Raw genomic sequence first — 13,971 nt, forward strand, 5'->3', positions numbered from 1 at the left:
GCCGCCGCATCGGCGGAACTGTGCGGCCCGTGGGGTGCCTGCGCAGGCACCTGCGCCAGGGAAGGGGGAAGGGGGGTGCTCATCTCGGCCTCCTGCACGACCGGACCACGGAGCAGGTCGCATGAAGCGGCCCCCGGCCCTCCGCCGCCACTTCACCCTCTTCGCGACCGCCACCCGCTACGCGCTCGTCGAGCATCTGCGCAACCGCTTCGCCATGGTCCTCGTTGCCCTGTTCATCCCCGCATGGACCGCGCTGGGGTTCCTGTCCGTGCCAAGCACCAAGATTGAATTCCGGCTGAGGGCGACCGGGGAGGTACTGACCCCCGGCGGCAACCAGAGCACCGAGATCACCGGCGTCCTCAACGCCGTCACCCTGATCATCGGGTTCATGATGTTCGCGGCCACCTTCACCGGCGGCCTCTTCGACCGCCGCCTGGCCTTGGCCGGCTACCCCCGCACCCACCTCGTCCTCGCCAAGATCACCGGCCTCGGTCTGGCCTCCGTCGGCGTCGCCACCTATGCAACCGCCCTCACCTGCACCTTCCAAGCACCAAAACAACCGGTCATCTTCGCCGCCGCACTGTTCTGCGTCGGGCTGACCTACGGCGCCCTCGGTGTCGCCTTCGGCTCACTGCTGCGCTGGGAGGTCGTGGGCATGTTCGCCATCCTGATGACCAGCGTCATCGACCTCGCCCTGCAAAACCCCCTCTACAGCTCCAGCTCCGACGGCTCCATCGTGCGCTCCCTGCCTTCCTACGGCGCCATGCAGGCCAGCACCGGCGCCGCACTCTCCACCACCTCCGTGACCGCATACCTTGCTGTCCAGCTCGTGTGGTTCGCTGCGGCCGCACTGGTCGGCTTCCTCGTCTTCCACCGCCGCACCCGCAACACCCTGGGCTAGGTCGGACAAACTCGCCTCGTCCCCCCACGGCAGCCGGAACACGACATGCAAGTACGTAGCTCTGATAACGCCTGACGAAATGGTCTTCAAAAGGATTGGATTCCGTGTGCAGCGTGGGGTGGCCCGGTCTCGGAAGTCCTCGCCACGTCTGTCGGAACGCCGTGACCGCGGGGAGTGTTTAGTCCTTGTTGGGCGGCGTCCGCTTCGAAGTTGGCCGGCGGCGGTCAGCCGGTCAGGCCGAGGGTGGTCAGGCGGTCGGGGTCGGTGAGGATGTCGAGTGCGGTGATGCGGCCGTCGCGGATGGTGAACGACATGACGGACAGCGGTCGTCGGTCCTCGGTGAACGAGACGACGCCGGGTGTGCCGTTGACCAGTACCAGGCGTGCGTTCGCCGCGAAGCGGGCGAAGGCGATGGCCTGGGACGCCACGTCACCCGCGCCACGGCGCAGAATGCTCGGGACGAGCGTGCCACCGTCGGAGCGCGCGACGACGTCGGGGTGAAGGACGGCCAGGAGCGCCTCGAAGTCGCCACCGCGGGAGGCGGCCAGAAAGGCGTCCACGACGTCGCGTTTGCGGGCGTTGTCCGTGTCGGCCGCCGGGGTGGCGCCCTGGACACGGCGGCGGGCGCGGCTGGCGAGCTGCCGGGTGGAGACCGTGGTGCGGCCGAGGACGGGGGCGATGTCGTCGAAGGGAACGTCGAACATGTCATGGAGGACGAAGGCGAGCCGCTCGTCCGGGGAAAGGGCCTGAACAACGATCATGAGTGCGATGCCCACCTCGTCAGCGATCAGAATCTCCCGCTCGGGGTCGACGCGGGTCGACGCGGTGACCACCGGGTCCGGCAGGCGGACCGACCCGTCCTGCTCGGGCAGCGGATCCTCGCGCCGCGAGGTACGCGAGCGCAGCATGTCCAGGCACACCCGGCCGACGACCGTGGTCAGCCAGGCCCCCAAGTTCCTCACCTCGCTCACGTCGGTGCGGCTGAACTTGAGCCAGGTTTCCTGGACAGCGTCCTCCGCCTCGGCGAGCGAACCCAGCATCCGGTAGGCGACCGCCCGCAAGCCCGGCCGCTCCACCTCGAAACAGTCGGCCAAAAGAAAACTTCCGCTCATCTGTCACACCCTCGCGCCCGGATCCGTCGGTCTAATGACAGACGCTAACGGATCACCAGGAGAGCATCGGATGAACACCGCAACCGCGACCACCGCCCGGATGAAGAACCCCGCTCTGGTCCTGCCGGACGCCATGAAGGGCATCCAGAACATCTACAAGGCCATGTACCAGGGTGGCGTCTCCCCGCAGATCCTGGAACTGGTCCATCTGCGGGCCAGCCAGATCAACGGCTGCAGCGCCTGCGTGTTCGCCGGTGTGGCGGGCGCGAAGAAGCACGGCGAGAGCGACGAACGCCTCCACGCCGTGGCCGCCTGGCGCGAGACCCCGTTCTTCACCGACCAGGAACGCACCGCCCTGGCCCTGACCGAGGCCGCCACCCGGATCGCCGACCGCTCGGGCAAGGCCGTTGCCGACGAGGTGTGGAACGAGGCCTTGGACCACTTCGACGAGGAGCAGCTCTCCGCGATCATCCTGATGATCGGCCTCACCAACTTCTTCAACCGCATCAACACCACCATCGAGGAGCCCGCCGGCACCACCTGGTGACCGGCGCTGCTGACGTTCCACAGGGGGCAAAGCGCATGCCCGCCCGCAGCGACGGTGTCGGTGGCCGCGGAGTTCCGTACGCCGGCAGCACCTTGAGCTCAGGGGGCGGGTGCCGTGTCACCGCTGCGATCACAGCCGCGGTCACGGCCCGTGGAGCCGGCACTGGAAGGGTTCTTCTCCACCTCCCCCGGGCCGGGGTGCCGGGGGAGGTTCCGGGGCGCGCACCTGTGTCGTGCAGGCGCGAGGAGGCGGGCCGCCGGCGTGAGTCGCCCGGGGCGGGCTCGCGCAGCCTCCCACACCGACCACCTGCGTCGACCGGGCCGGAGCTCCTGGTGGAGGGGGAGGCCCGATCCTGGTGGCGGAAGCGGCCCTGGGGCCGGCGGGCCCTGCGCTGAGGCTTCGGCCAGGTCGTGGTCAAGTTATGGGCGCTGGGCTGTGTGCGGGATCCCGGGCGTGTGCGGGTCTTTTTTTCCTTCCCAGGCCCCGGAGGGGCTTTTCGGAGAAGTAGCCGGCGCGCCGAGCACCGCGAGGACCAACCCCCGCCGAACACGCCGCCCTGATCGCCTCCCTCTTCGACGGAGGCTGGTGCGCCGCGAACCCCACCCCGGCTGATCTGACGTAAGGACTTCCAGCATCCGGCCCAGCACCGCGGTCACTCGTGTCCCACCCTCCTCTTACAGCGCCGCACCGGCGGACTCGGCCAGCTGAAGCCCGGTTGGGCCACTGGCCACACGGGCGCAGGTGAATTATTCGAATACCCGACTGCGGGTTCCTTGTTCTGGATAACGTGCGTGCCGGACGGCCGGGCGGAGCCGGTCCGTGACACTCGGGGACAGGGGTGCGGTGATGACGGACGATTCTTCGATCCGGGGTGGCGGGCTGTCGCGGCGCGGGCTGCTCGCGTCGGCCACCGGGGGCGGTGCGCTCTGGTTGCTGCGCGGGCTCATCCGGCCGGGCGACGCCCACGCGGCCTCGGCGCCGCCGAGCTTCCCGGCGGGGATCGACCTCCATCTGCGCGTCTACGAGAACTGGGCCGGTGAGATCCGTACCGACCCGCTGTGGACGTGCGTGCCGCGTGATCCTCAGGAGGTGCTCGATGTCGTCAACTGGGCTCATGGCGCCGGTTGGACGGTGCGCCCGCAGGGGCGGCGGCACGGCTGGGCGCCCCTGACGGTGGCCGACGGCACACCGGCGTCGGCCCAGGTCGTGCTGCTGGACACCACCGCACACCTGACCGCCATGTCGCTGGAGCAGGAGGCCGGTGACGGGTCGGCCCGGGTCCGGGTACAGGCCGGTGCCTCGCTCGAGACGCTGCTCGCGTTCGCCGGCGCGAGGGGATACGGAGTCGTCTCCGCGCCGGCACCCGGAGAGCTCTCGATCGGCGGTGCGCTCGCCATCGGGGCGCACGGCACAGCCGTCCCCGCCGTCGGCGAGAGCCCGTCGCCCGGCCAGGGGCACGGCTCGCTGAGCAACCTGGTCACCGAGGTGACCGCGGTCGTCTGGGACGGCGCCGTCGGCCGCTATGCCCTGCGGACCGTCGGCCGGGCGGAACCGGACTGCGGGGCGCTCCTGACCCACCTCGGCCGCTCGCTCGTCACCGAGGCCGTCCTGCGGGTGGGCACCGACCACAACCTGCGCTGCCAGTCCTTCGTGGACATCCCCGCCACCGAACTGTTCGCCGCCCCGGGTGCTCCGGCCGGCACCCGGACACTGGCCAGTTTCGTGGACCGCACCGGCCGGGCGGAGGCGATCTGGTTCGCCTTCACCGATCGCCCCTGGCTGAAGGTCTGGAGTGTCACCCCGCGCCGGCCCTTCACGTCCCGTGAGGTCCATGAGCCGTACAACTACCCGTTCTCCGACTCCCTCCCCGAGCCGGTGGCCCGGCTGGCCGGTGAACTGGTCTCCGGGGCCTGGGCGAGCGCCCCACTCTTCGGGCAGGTCCAGTACCTACTGTCCAAGGTCGCGTTGACCGGCGACATCAGCGATGTCCTGCTCTCAGGAACGCTCGTACGGGACGTGCTGACCGGCGACGTCCTCACCCACCTGCTGGCAGGCGGCCTGCACTCGGACCTATGGGGCGCCTCCCGCAACCTGTTGCAGTACGTGCGGCCCACCACGCTGCGCGAGAGTGCCAACGGATACGCCGTCCTCACCCGCCGCGCCGATCTGCAGTGGGTGGTCAGCCGGTTCTCCGACTTCTACCGCACGCTGCTCGCCCAGTACGCGGCACGGGGCGAGTACCCGGTCAACGGCCAGGTGGAGATCCGTGTGACCGGCCTGGAGGATCCGTCCGCGAGCGGCGTTCCCGGCGCGCGGTCCCCGCTGTTGTCCGCCCTGCGCCCGCGCGCGGACCGGCCGGACTTCGACACCGCCGTATGGATCGACGTCCTGTCCCTGCCGGACACACCGGCCCTGCACCGCTTCTACCGCGACATCGAGCAGCTCCTCCTGAGCCTGGACGGCGACCGGGCGGCGGTGCGCGTCGAATGGTCCAAGGGCTGGGCGTACACCGATGCCGCCGCTTGGTCCGACCCGGACGTCCTCACCCGCCACATCCCCGCCAGCCACCGCGCCGGAGGCGGACCGGGCTGGGACGACGCGGTGGCGATACTCGACCGGCTCGACCCCCACCACGTACTGTCCAGCCCCTTCCTCGACACTCTGCTGCGCTGAGCCGGCGCACCGGTGGACGACTGCGCTCCGACCGGAGACGGGCCCGCCGAAACCACAGTGCTCGACCGGCTCGAGGTCCCGGTCACCACCGGCACGAACGCCGTCGGTCCCGGCCCGGCACCCTCACCGGCCTCCCGGCAGGCACCTCCCCGGCCCCCGGAATACGAGTCTCCCGCCGGCGCTCCGGGGTCCGGACCGGCGTCCACGCAACCGCCCGACCTCATCCAGGCCCAGCGCGACCTCAACGCCACATACGACGCCCTCGCAGCATCCCACCAGCACGGCAACACCGCGCTGCACCGCCGTCTGCTCCTCCTGTCCGCCCGCATCTTGTGGCAACCCTTCTGGGACACCCGCCCGCCCGGCAGGCCGGCGGACCGGACCGAGCTGCGCCGTCAGGTCCGCGGCGACCGTCGCGCAGCGAGCGCGGCATGAGTACCGATGCCCCGACCGATCGGCAGGTCCAGATTCTGCGGACGATCAGGCACTGGATCGCGGGGCACGGCGAGGGGCCCTCGATCCGCCACATCGGAGAACGGGTCGGCCTGTCCAGCAGCAACTCGGTCGCTTACCAGCTCGATCGTCTGGAAGACCTGGGACTGATCAGCCGCACCGGGCGGCGCTGGCGTTCCTGCCGGCTCGGTCCCTGAACCCACTCGTTCTGCTGCGGCCCCCGGTCTACTGTCCTGGCGCGGCACCAGGTCCGGAGATCAGATTTCGGGAACCGGCACCAGGTCGGCCGAAGGTTCGCGTCACGCCGCCAGCCCAAGCCCGGTCTGGCGGTGGCGGAAACGCTGCCCCCGAAGGCGAGCGTGAAACGGAGGCCGCGTTTTACGCTGACCTACTAGAACGCGCACGAGGGGAGCGGGCGCAGGGGTGTTGCACTCCGCACCGCGGGGCGCGTCGCTGGTGAGTGTGCGACAGCTGTCAGCGCGGGGTCCGGCCGGAGCGGGAAGGCAGGTCCCTGTCGTCGAGAAGCATGGGCGTCAATGGCGCGGTCCGTGTACGAATGGTGCGGACGACCAGGCAGGGGAGGGGACCGGGTGGGTAAAGCATCGTCGGGGAAGCGCGCGGCCATGGCCGGGGTACTCGGGATCACACGGTGCCTGAGATGTACTTGCGGCACTTTGCTCAGCACATGGGACGCCGTAGGTACGAGCTGAGGGTGCCACGGCTCGACGAGATCAACGAATCGTTTCCCGAGACGCCTACCAACATCGCTGCCGAGACCGGCTACTACTGGGGGTCAGTGGCCGAGGGAGTCCCTCACCACGCTGCTGAGGAGCTGTTCACCGCCCTTGAGGGACCGGCCGACCCAGTACTGACGGTGCTGTTGCACGACCCGGAACGGGCGCTCACGCCCGACTGGCCGTTGGACCCATCCCAGCGCCACGTTCTCCCCTGGTGGATGGCCATCACCGGTCTCCCGCAGCATGATCGGCCAGCACTACCACTGCCTCCAGCAAGGTCATCGATATGACGAGGCACTGGCCTTCGCAGCTCCGCCCGGCGAGGTGGGCACAGCGGCCGCCTGACCAGAGGCCGCATCTCATCGGCAGCGGTCAGGAGCATGCCTAGCGGGGCAGGCGGCCCAACACAGCACGAAACCTCTCCCGCCCTGCCGTGACGCTCGCGTCCCACAGGCCTGAGGCGTCACCGCGCAGCGAGAGGGACTGGAGCCGCTGCTCCTGGGCGAGGAAGCCAGCACCTGCCACGTTCTGGTCGAGCATTCCCATTGCGGTGAGCGCCGCGTGGCCGCAGGACACCGCGTCGTCAGCGTTTCCCGAGCCGTGGGCCAGGAGGGCATACCGCAGGCAGAGGACAGCGAAGAAGGCGTAGGTGTCGGCGACATCGGTGATCCCCGCCTCGTTCGGCTGAAGCTCCGGGAACCGCTCCAGCCGGCGCACGCCCTCGGCGGCGTTGGCGAGCGGTCGGTCGGCATACCAGAGCCCGCGTACGGACTCCGCATAGAAGTCCAGGTCGGCTTCCCGCCCCGGCGCGCCCGCCCGCAGGCCCACGAACAGTGGCGCCATACGTTCGGCGCATGCGGCGGCATACAGGCGGATCCCCTCGTCACCCCCGTCACGAAGTGCCTCCGTGACGGCCTCTTCTACCAGCGTCTCCACGCCCCACCCTCATCCCGTTCGCACAGATCGACAGGCTACACAGCGGGCTGAGGAGCGCCGCTTGACGAGTTAGGCGCCTGAGGTGTCTACACCGACCGGTGGGCCGTGTCCGACCTCACCGCCCGACGCCGCACCCCCACCGTGCCCGATCCGGACCGGCGACCCCCGGTTGACCCCGGCGAGCCGGCCGCGCCCCGGTCCCTGGGCCAGGACGCGGGAGAGTGGGCGATCCCTCGGATCCCGTTGCAGTACGAGCGAACTGTCCTCGCGGGTGCGGTGGTGCGGGAGAAGCTGCGTGCCCCTGTCGTGTGGGGCCGGGGGTATGACGTTGCCGCGCATCAGCAAGCGGCGACGCCCGAGCTGCTACTTGGGCCCGCCGCTGCCGCTCCCGAGTACGACAACCAGAAGCCGGAGGCCGGGGCCCTTGAAACGATCGACTTCAAGGAGCTGCGGGCTTTGAAGGCATCGCGTACGGACGTGGAGGCCCTGGAGTTCACCGCCGAGCAACTGCGCCGCGCGACGGAGGTCTTCACGAAGGCCGGCGACGAAGCCGCCGCCAGGACGAGGAAGTACACCGATCCACAGGACGCTCCCGCGCCGCACCCGGCACGCGACGGGGATCAGCGGGCGCACCGCCCCCAGCAGACGGACCGACATCGCGGGATGGAAGCCGGCCGCTGAGTGCACCCGGTGCGGTGCACTGAACCTCCGCCAACTTGAAGTCGCAGGTCAACATGCTGGTGTGATCGGTCCTCGGGGTCCTCATGCTGGTCGTGGGCGGAAGTCCCCGGCGAAGATCATCCGTCAGTGGGCGACTTCAAGGTTTGTCAAGACGAGCAGGGCTCGCAGGAGCTGGGTGGCGCGGGCGGGGTCGGCGCGGAGCTTGGTGAGGATCCGCCAGTTCTTGAGGTGGGCGAAGCCGTGCTCGACCGGCGCGCGTCCGACGCCGAGGACGCGGTTAACTTCTTTCTCGCCTGGGGCGAGTCTGTGTGTGCGGCCGGCGGCGTAGCCGGTGACGATCACGGGGTCGAGGATGTCGTTGTCCAGGCCGCGGAAGCCGAGGTCGGCCAGCGCTCCGACCAGGGGGGTGACCCCACCACGGTCGGTGGTATCAACAGCACCATCAACAGACGTGTCAGCCGGATTCTGTGGGCAGCCAGGTTCCCGAATGATCGACAGGTTGTGCAGCGCCTTTAAGCCGTCGAAGGATCACTCGTGTCCCGCACCCGCCGTATGAGCCGTTCCACGTCCCGTGTCCTGTCCTCCCTCGCCTTGCTGGCTTTGGGGGCCGGTGGCATTACTGCCTGCAGCGACAACGATTCCGCCTCCAGCCCCACGGTCTCGTCGTCCGCAACCTCGTCCGCCTCCCCGGGATCCGCCAAGGCGGTCGAAACGAAGCTGCACATGGTCGACAACGGGGGTCACCGTGTGGCCTTCTACGTCACGCAGGGTAATGACTCTACCATCGTCCTGGATTCGGGCGGCGGTGAGCACTCCTCGCAGTGGAAGGACATCGTCCCCAAGCTTCACGCGGCCACCGGTGCCACCGTCATCACGTATGACCGGGCCGGTCTCGGCAAGAGCGACGTGGTGCCTGGCGCGTGGAAGGTTCAGAGCGCCGTCAGCGACCTCAAGGCGGGACTCAAGCAACTGGGCATTGCCAAGGACGTGACCTTGGTATCTCACTCCCAGGCTGGGGAGATCGCCAACTACCTCGCCCAGGACAACCCGGAGATGCTCTCCGGCGCAGTCCTGGTCGACGCCAATCTTCCGCAGTTCTTCACGGGCGAGGAGATTCCCCGTCTCGTGGCCGGGACTCAGCCGGACGTCGATGCGGCGAAGAAGGACTCCGAGAAGCCGGAGAACCGCCAGCTGATCTCCACGGCGGAAGGTTTCGCCGCAGCGCACAAGGCATTCCACAAGGTGACGTGGCCGGCTTCGGTGCCGGCAACGATCATGGTTTCGGAGAAGACTCCGTTCGCCGGGTCTCCTGAGGACGCCCAGCGCTGGCGTGACGCCGCCGCCTCGTTCGCCCACCAGGCGCCGAACCGTTCGCTCGTCACCGCCAAGGGCACTTCCCACGAGCTGCCGACGGACCGTCCCGACCTCGTACTCAAGGAGATCGAAGCGACGTTCGCCGCTCAACACTGATCTCCGGGACGAGAAGTCCCCACAGGTCCGCAGTGGTCTCCTCTGCGAACAGGGAGCAAAGCGCCTCATGACGCTGCTGGTCATAGTTTGGTGCTGCGGGGATTCAAGATGCGCAAACTGTGGTCGCGCCCGCATAGCTCCGGTCAAGCCCGTCGGTCGACGAGCGGCGGCCACCTCTCGCCAGTCCTGATGAACCTGAAGTGAATCGATGCCAGATGATCTACACGATAGACAGCCGTCCACGATCAGCATGAGTGCCCCGGTAGGCTGTCACGCCAGCCCTTTGACCAGCGGCTTCAATTTGGCTGAAGCTCACTCAGCGGCCGGTGCAACCGACGATGCCGTGCACTCTCCGGATGGATGCCGGACATCACCCCCGGAGTGCACAGCATCGTGGTGACGATGCCGTGCATCCATCCCCGCGCACCCCGCCGCTCGGCCGCGCCGGTGTGCCGGCGTGCTTCCGCCCGGCCGGGCACGATAGCGGTGGAGTTGGCCGGCAACCGGCGCGCCCCCTCATCGGTCAGGGCGTCTCCCGGCCGCACATGTGTCCCGGTTCGTGGGGCAGATGAGGCACAAGGAAATAGGGGTAAACGGCACGCATTTGGTGCGGCTCGGTGCCGCATTCGATACTGATCGTTCGAGCGCGATCGCGGTGCTGGTCGCAGGACGGTGAAGGCGGGTGGGGGCCTGTGATGCAGGAGATGCCGCAGGACGGGAGCACGATGTTCCGGGGAGCCCGGCTGGGGGCAGCGGTCTCGTACGAGGGGCCGCCCGTGATCGGTGAGGCGCGCAGCTTTGCCGACATGTTCTTGCACCGGGCCGTGACGCGGGGTATGGCGGTGGCGGACGTGAAGCGTGGGGATGCGCTTCTGGTAGTCAGCGAGCTGGTGACCAACGCGGTGCGGCACGCGCCCGGGCCGTGCACGCTCGCCCTCGACCTGCAGGACGGTCTGCTGGAGATCGCGGTGTCCGACACCTCGGGGCGGTCACCGCAGCCGCAGCCCTTCGAGCCCGGACGCATCGGCCAGCACGGGCTGGAGATCATCCTGGCCCTGTGTACCAAGGTCGACACGGAGATCGGTGACCGCGGCAAAACCGTTCGTGCCTGCATCACGGTCCTATGAATTCCGCCCGGGCGGGCCGTGCGGAAGTTGACACCGGCAAGACAACTGCATTGTGGTGGTGATCAGGCCGCTCTCATGGCCGGCGGTGCCGAGGCCGCCCGGAAAGGTGGCGTCTTGCCCAGCGAACGCTTGCGGATTCGCACGTCCGTCACCCCGCGAGGCATCACGGTCCTCACCCCGGCGGGCGATCTGGACCACGACAGCGTCCCAGCCCTCGAAGCGGCCATCACCGCGTCAGGCCGGCTGCCCTGCGTCGTCGTGGACTTCGCCACATCACCTTTATCGACTCCACCGGCATCAACACTCTGCTGCGCGCCCACCGCATCCTCCACGGGGCCGGTGGCTGGCTCCGCCTCAGCTGCATCCCCGCCGCACCCCTGCGGGCCATGCGGATCGTCGGTCTGGGCCATGTCATCGACATGTACGACACTCTGGAAGCCGCCCTGCGGACGTGAGCCGTCCGGCGGAACCCCCACGCGCGGCCGGTTCCCGTTCCTGGGGGCCGTCCAGGCGGCCTCTTCATTGCTTCGGGGCGCCCGGACCGTGCCATTCGCAGAACAGGACGGTGGCGTCGTCTTCCAGTGTTCCATGGTGGTAGTCCATGACGGCGTGCATGAGGCGGCGCAGTGTCTCGTCGACCGGAAGGTGGTCGGCGTGGTGGCGGATGATGAAGTCGGTGAAGCGTTCCACGCCGAACTCGTGGCCGTCCGTGTCACGTGCTTCGGTGATGCCGTCGGTGAACAGCAGCAGCCGGTCGCCGGGCTCGAGCTGTTCGGTGCGCTGGGTGATCGGCAGGTTGAATCCGCTGCCCATGGGGCCTGCGGGCGGGCAGGTGAGTGTGCTGGCCCAGCGGCCGCCGCGGATCAGTACGGGCAGCAGGTGTCCGCGGTTGACCCAGCTGAACTTGCCGGTGTCCAGCTCCAGGTCGGCGAGGATCCCGGTGGCGTAGCGGCTGTGGCCGAACTGTTCGATCAGGGTGTTCTCGATGGCCTTGCTGGCTTCGGGGATGGTGGCGCCGGCGCGGCGGTGGCTGCGGCAGGCGGCCATGGCCAGGGCCGCGGTCAGGCCGGCGGAGGTGTCGTGGCCCATCGCGTCGAAGACCGCCAGGTGCAGGACGTCGTCGGCCACCGCGTACTCGTAGGCGTCCCCAGCGACCTGGTAGGCCGGTTCCATGAAGGCGCTGACGGTGACCCGCCGGTCGGCGAACGTCCGCGGCGGCATCATGCTCCACTGCAGTTCCGCCGGTATCCCCATGGGCCGGGTGCGGGTCAGCCGGGCGTGGGAGTCGCTGTTGGCCCGCTTGGAGACCAGCAGAAGCCCGGCCATCGACGCCAGCGTCCGCATCACCTCTTCATCAGGCGTGGTCCCGTTTCCGGGGCCGGGCTCGACGTGCAGGACGCCCAGGCGTTCAGCGCCGTCCCGCACCGGCACCCAGCACGCCCCGCCGAGGGCCGGAGCCGTGATCTCGGCGATCTGATAGGCGCGGCCGGGCAACGTGCCCTCGATCCGGTACACCTCGCCGCCCTTGCCAGCGCTCAGTCCGATACCGGTGACCTCGCGCAGCACCTCCTCCTGGAGGTCCGCCACGAACAGCCGGGCCCCGCCCGCACCGGCCGTTTGCGCGGCGCTGTCGAGGAGGAGGGGCAACTGCTCGAACGGCGCCGTGTGACTGACTTCCAAAAGGCCGACCAGCGCCCGCGCCAGATCCTGCGCCGTCACGCCCGCCCCCCCGGCCCGGGCCCGTCGACGAGGCTGTGCTCTTCTGCCATGACTCATCCCCACAGGCGCAAGACCTCAAGGCCCGCGATTCGATACATAGTGTGTTACCGGAAGCACGCAGGACGCGGCCCGCAGGAGCGACACCGGCGTGGCGACCCCAACCCGGCCCCGGTGGGGGGCCGACCAGGACGGCGCTATGGATGAGTCTCCCACCCCGCCGACGGCAGATACTCCACCAAGGGCTCCCGTTCCCCGTGGCCACCGCACGGAACGGTGCGAAGTGCGACGCAGACCCTGGGCGCGATGGTAGGGATTCCAGTTGGTGGGCGGAAGCGTGGTGGTGAGGACGGGGCCCCGAGGCTCGTTCCCACCACGGGTAAGGATCGGGGGACCCCCGCCCCCCGGTTCCTACGGCGCCGATCGGTGGGCGCCGTCGGGGTAAACGCGGCCGGCGACATCTACTGCTACACCGGCGACCGCCAGGACTGACCGCTGCAGCAACGTGACCCGGGACCCCGGCTTCTGTGCAGGTGTGGCTCCGGGGCTTTCGCTTGGGTAGCCGTTCAGCGACACCGTGTGAATGGGCGCGGCGATGCCACGCGATGGGCGTCAGCCACGACCGCTACGGCTGTTCCTGCTCACGCTGCCCAGCCGTCGTGCTCATGGCTGTTGCGAGATGACCAAGCTGCCGTTGGGCGTCGATCCCGGAGACGGTCGGCCGGCATGGAGGTGCCTGTTCACACCAGGTGCTTCACCCTGCAGCAGGGGGTACCTGAGGTCGATGGATGATCACCTGCGATGCTGGCGGCATGATCATTCCCTTCCTGGTCGGCGTCGTGGTGCTGGTCGGCATCCTCACTCTGGCCGTGTGGGTTTGTATCAAGTCCGTGCACGCCTGCCGGGAGCGCCACGTCTGAGCCCGAGTAGGTTGGGGCCGCGCGGCTCAGGAGCCCCTACCGCCGTTGTGCGGAAACTGTGACCAGCGGTACGAGATCGACTGGGAGCAAGCCTGGCCGGGCGTGAAGGTCGAGTGCCAGGAGCAGGATCAGGCCATGTCTGGGCAGAAAGGCAACGAGCGGAAGGGCACCGGCTGGTTCGCACGCCTGCGCGGCTGACGCGGGTAAGCCAAAGGCGGCCCTGGGCAAGTCCCACCTCGTCGGCGAGGCGATGGGTGAGAGTTCCGGGCCCCGGAAGGTCGCGGGTGGCCGGGGGGACTAAGACCCCGGGGTGAGGAGTTGCTGCGCGGCCGGGTCCACGGCACCGACCATGGCCACCCGGGGCCGCTCCCGCACCGTGACTACGCCGAACTGGTGGGCGGTCCACTCGATGGGCTGCTGCTCGACGTTACCGGCTGGAGCTGGAGGAGATCCAGCCAGCGTCGCGCTGATGACCAACCTCGGGCAGTTCGGCGCCGGCGGCCGCGCTCCGTGCGACCCGCAGCCCGGCGAGCGGCACCGCTGGGACGTGTCCAGCAACACGCCAGCAACCCCGCAGAAGCGCCTGCTCCAGCCCTTGGTACAGGGGGCCTTGACCCCTGATGTTGGACACACGAGACACTGGATCCTGCGGATCTGAGAACGGACATCTCGTGGTCATGAAGAACTACCCGCCGCAG

14 protein-coding genes and 1 pseudogene are annotated in these 13,971 nt (G+C 69.1%); 11 read left to right on the forward strand and 4 right to left on the reverse strand.

The features are described 5' to 3' along the window. The first annotated feature begins 121 nt into the window (after positions 1–121). Positions 122–901: an ABC transporter permease gene (locus ABZ371_RS06855; protein ID WP_358674560.1), complete on the forward strand. Its 780-nt coding sequence runs from the start codon at positions 122–124 to the stop codon at positions 899–901. A 224-nt stretch (positions 902–1,125) separates the two neighbouring features. Here ABZ371_RS06855 and ABZ371_RS06860 read toward each other — a convergent pair whose 3' ends face one another. Next, positions 1,126–2,013: a sigma-70 family RNA polymerase sigma factor gene (locus ABZ371_RS06860; RefSeq protein ID WP_358674562.1), complete on the reverse strand. Its 888-nt coding sequence runs from the start codon at positions 2,011–2,013 to the stop codon at positions 1,126–1,128. A 70-nt stretch (positions 2,014–2,083) separates the two neighbouring features. Here ABZ371_RS06860 and ABZ371_RS06865 point away from each other — a divergent pair, with 70 nt between their 5' ends. From ABZ371_RS06865 to ABZ371_RS06880, 4 genes are all read left to right on the forward strand, one after another. After that, positions 2,084–2,560 (forward strand): carboxymuconolactone decarboxylase family protein, encoded by a 477-nt coding sequence (locus tag ABZ371_RS06865; RefSeq protein WP_358674563.1) that lies wholly within the window; start codon positions 2,084–2,086, stop codon positions 2,558–2,560. 846 nt (positions 2,561–3,406) lie between these two features. Further along, positions 3,407–5,233 carry a cholesterol oxidase substrate-binding domain-containing protein gene (locus ABZ371_RS06870; RefSeq protein ID WP_358674565.1) on the forward strand — a complete coding sequence of 609 codons (1,827 nt, stop codon included), beginning with the start codon at positions 3,407–3,409 and terminating at the stop codon, positions 5,231–5,233. 431 nt (positions 5,234–5,664) lie between these two features. Next, a complete protein-coding gene (locus tag ABZ371_RS06875; RefSeq protein WP_358674567.1) occupies positions 5,665–5,883 on the forward strand; it encodes a winged helix DNA-binding protein in 219 nt (72 codons plus the stop codon). A gap of 488 nt (positions 5,884–6,371) precedes the next feature. Beyond that, positions 6,372–6,713 (forward strand): hypothetical protein, encoded by a 342-nt coding sequence (locus ABZ371_RS06880; RefSeq protein WP_358674569.1) that lies wholly within the window; start codon positions 6,372–6,374, stop codon positions 6,711–6,713. 94 nt (positions 6,714–6,807) lie between these two features. On the opposite strand, the gene ABZ371_RS06885 is transcribed toward ABZ371_RS06880, so the two are convergent. Further along, the gene (locus ABZ371_RS06885) at positions 6,808–7,359 is read right to left on the reverse strand and encodes a hypothetical protein (RefSeq protein WP_358674571.1); all 552 of its coding nucleotides are present in this window, start codon (positions 7,357–7,359) and stop codon (positions 6,808–6,810) included. A gap of 105 nt (positions 7,360–7,464) precedes the next feature. Here ABZ371_RS06885 and ABZ371_RS06890 point away from each other — a divergent pair, with 105 nt between their 5' ends. After that, entirely contained in the window at positions 7,465–8,040 is a 576-nt protein-coding gene (locus ABZ371_RS06890; protein ID WP_358674574.1) for a hypothetical protein, read from the forward strand. Positions 8,041–8,163: 123 nt separating this feature from the next. Here the strand turns inward: ABZ371_RS06890 and ABZ371_RS06895 are convergent, their stop codons facing one another. After that, on the reverse strand, positions 8,164–8,382 hold the full coding sequence (locus tag ABZ371_RS06895; protein WP_358674576.1) for a transposase family protein: 219 nt from the start codon (positions 8,380–8,382) through the stop codon (positions 8,164–8,166). Between the two features lie 192 nt (positions 8,383–8,574). Here ABZ371_RS06895 and ABZ371_RS06900 point away from each other — a divergent pair, with 192 nt between their 5' ends. The 3 genes from ABZ371_RS06900 (at position 8,575) to ABZ371_RS06910 (ending at position 11,092) form a co-directional block, all read left to right on the forward strand. Further along, complete coding sequence (locus ABZ371_RS06900; protein ID WP_358674579.1) at positions 8,575–9,510, forward strand: alpha/beta hydrolase; 936 nt, start codon at positions 8,575–8,577, stop codon at positions 9,508–9,510. 776 nt (positions 9,511–10,286) lie between these two features. Next, positions 10,287–10,637, forward strand: a complete 351-nt coding sequence (locus ABZ371_RS06905; protein WP_358674582.1) for an ATP-binding protein — start codon at positions 10,287–10,289, stop codon at positions 10,635–10,637. 272 nt (positions 10,638–10,909) lie between these two features. Continuing rightward, the gene (locus ABZ371_RS06910; RefSeq protein WP_358674591.1) at positions 10,910–11,092 is read left to right on the forward strand and encodes an STAS domain-containing protein; all 183 of its coding nucleotides are present in this window, start codon (positions 10,910–10,912) and stop codon (positions 11,090–11,092) included. Between the two features lie 64 nt (positions 11,093–11,156). Here ABZ371_RS06910 and ABZ371_RS06915 read toward each other — a convergent pair whose 3' ends face one another. Then, complete coding sequence (locus ABZ371_RS06915; protein ID WP_358674585.1) at positions 11,157–12,356, reverse strand: PP2C family protein-serine/threonine phosphatase; 1,200 nt, start codon at positions 12,354–12,356, stop codon at positions 11,157–11,159. 962 nt (positions 12,357–13,318) lie between these two features. Between ABZ371_RS06915 and ABZ371_RS06920 the strand changes: the two genes are divergently transcribed. Beyond that, the gene (locus tag ABZ371_RS06920; protein WP_358674588.1) at positions 13,319–13,471 is read left to right on the forward strand and encodes a hypothetical protein; all 153 of its coding nucleotides are present in this window, start codon (positions 13,319–13,321) and stop codon (positions 13,469–13,471) included. A 120-nt stretch (positions 13,472–13,591) separates the two neighbouring features. Beyond that, a pseudogene (locus ABZ371_RS06925) lies at positions 13,592–13,805 on the forward strand (hypothetical protein); the annotation flags it as partial. Between the last annotated feature and the right edge of the window lie 166 nt (positions 13,806–13,971).

The sequence above is a fragment of the Streptomyces sp. NPDC005899 genome, assembly GCF_040629645.1.
In the GTDB taxonomy this organism is placed as follows: Bacteria; Actinomycetota; Actinomycetes; order Streptomycetales; family Streptomycetaceae; genus Streptomyces.

What these genes read in the sequence shown, in the direction of transcription:
- ABZ371_RS06855 (WP_358674560.1), top strand. Translation starts at nt 122, where the DNA reads ATGAAGCGGCCCCCGGCCCTCCGCCGCCACTTCACCCTCTTCGCGACC.
- ABZ371_RS06860 (WP_358674562.1), bottom strand. Translation starts at nt 2,013, where the DNA reads ATGAGCGGAAGTTTTCTTTTGGCCGACTGTTTCGAGGTGGAGCGGCCG.
- ABZ371_RS06865 (WP_358674563.1), top strand. Translation starts at nt 2,084, where the DNA reads ATGAACACCGCAACCGCGACCACCGCCCGGATGAAGAACCCCGCTCTG.
- ABZ371_RS06870 (WP_358674565.1), top strand. Translation starts at nt 3,407, where the DNA reads ATGACGGACGATTCTTCGATCCGGGGTGGCGGGCTGTCGCGGCGCGGG.
- ABZ371_RS06875 (WP_358674567.1), top strand. Translation starts at nt 5,665, where the DNA reads ATGAGTACCGATGCCCCGACCGATCGGCAGGTCCAGATTCTGCGGACG.
- ABZ371_RS06880 (WP_358674569.1), top strand. Translation starts at nt 6,372, where the DNA reads ATGGGACGCCGTAGGTACGAGCTGAGGGTGCCACGGCTCGACGAGATC.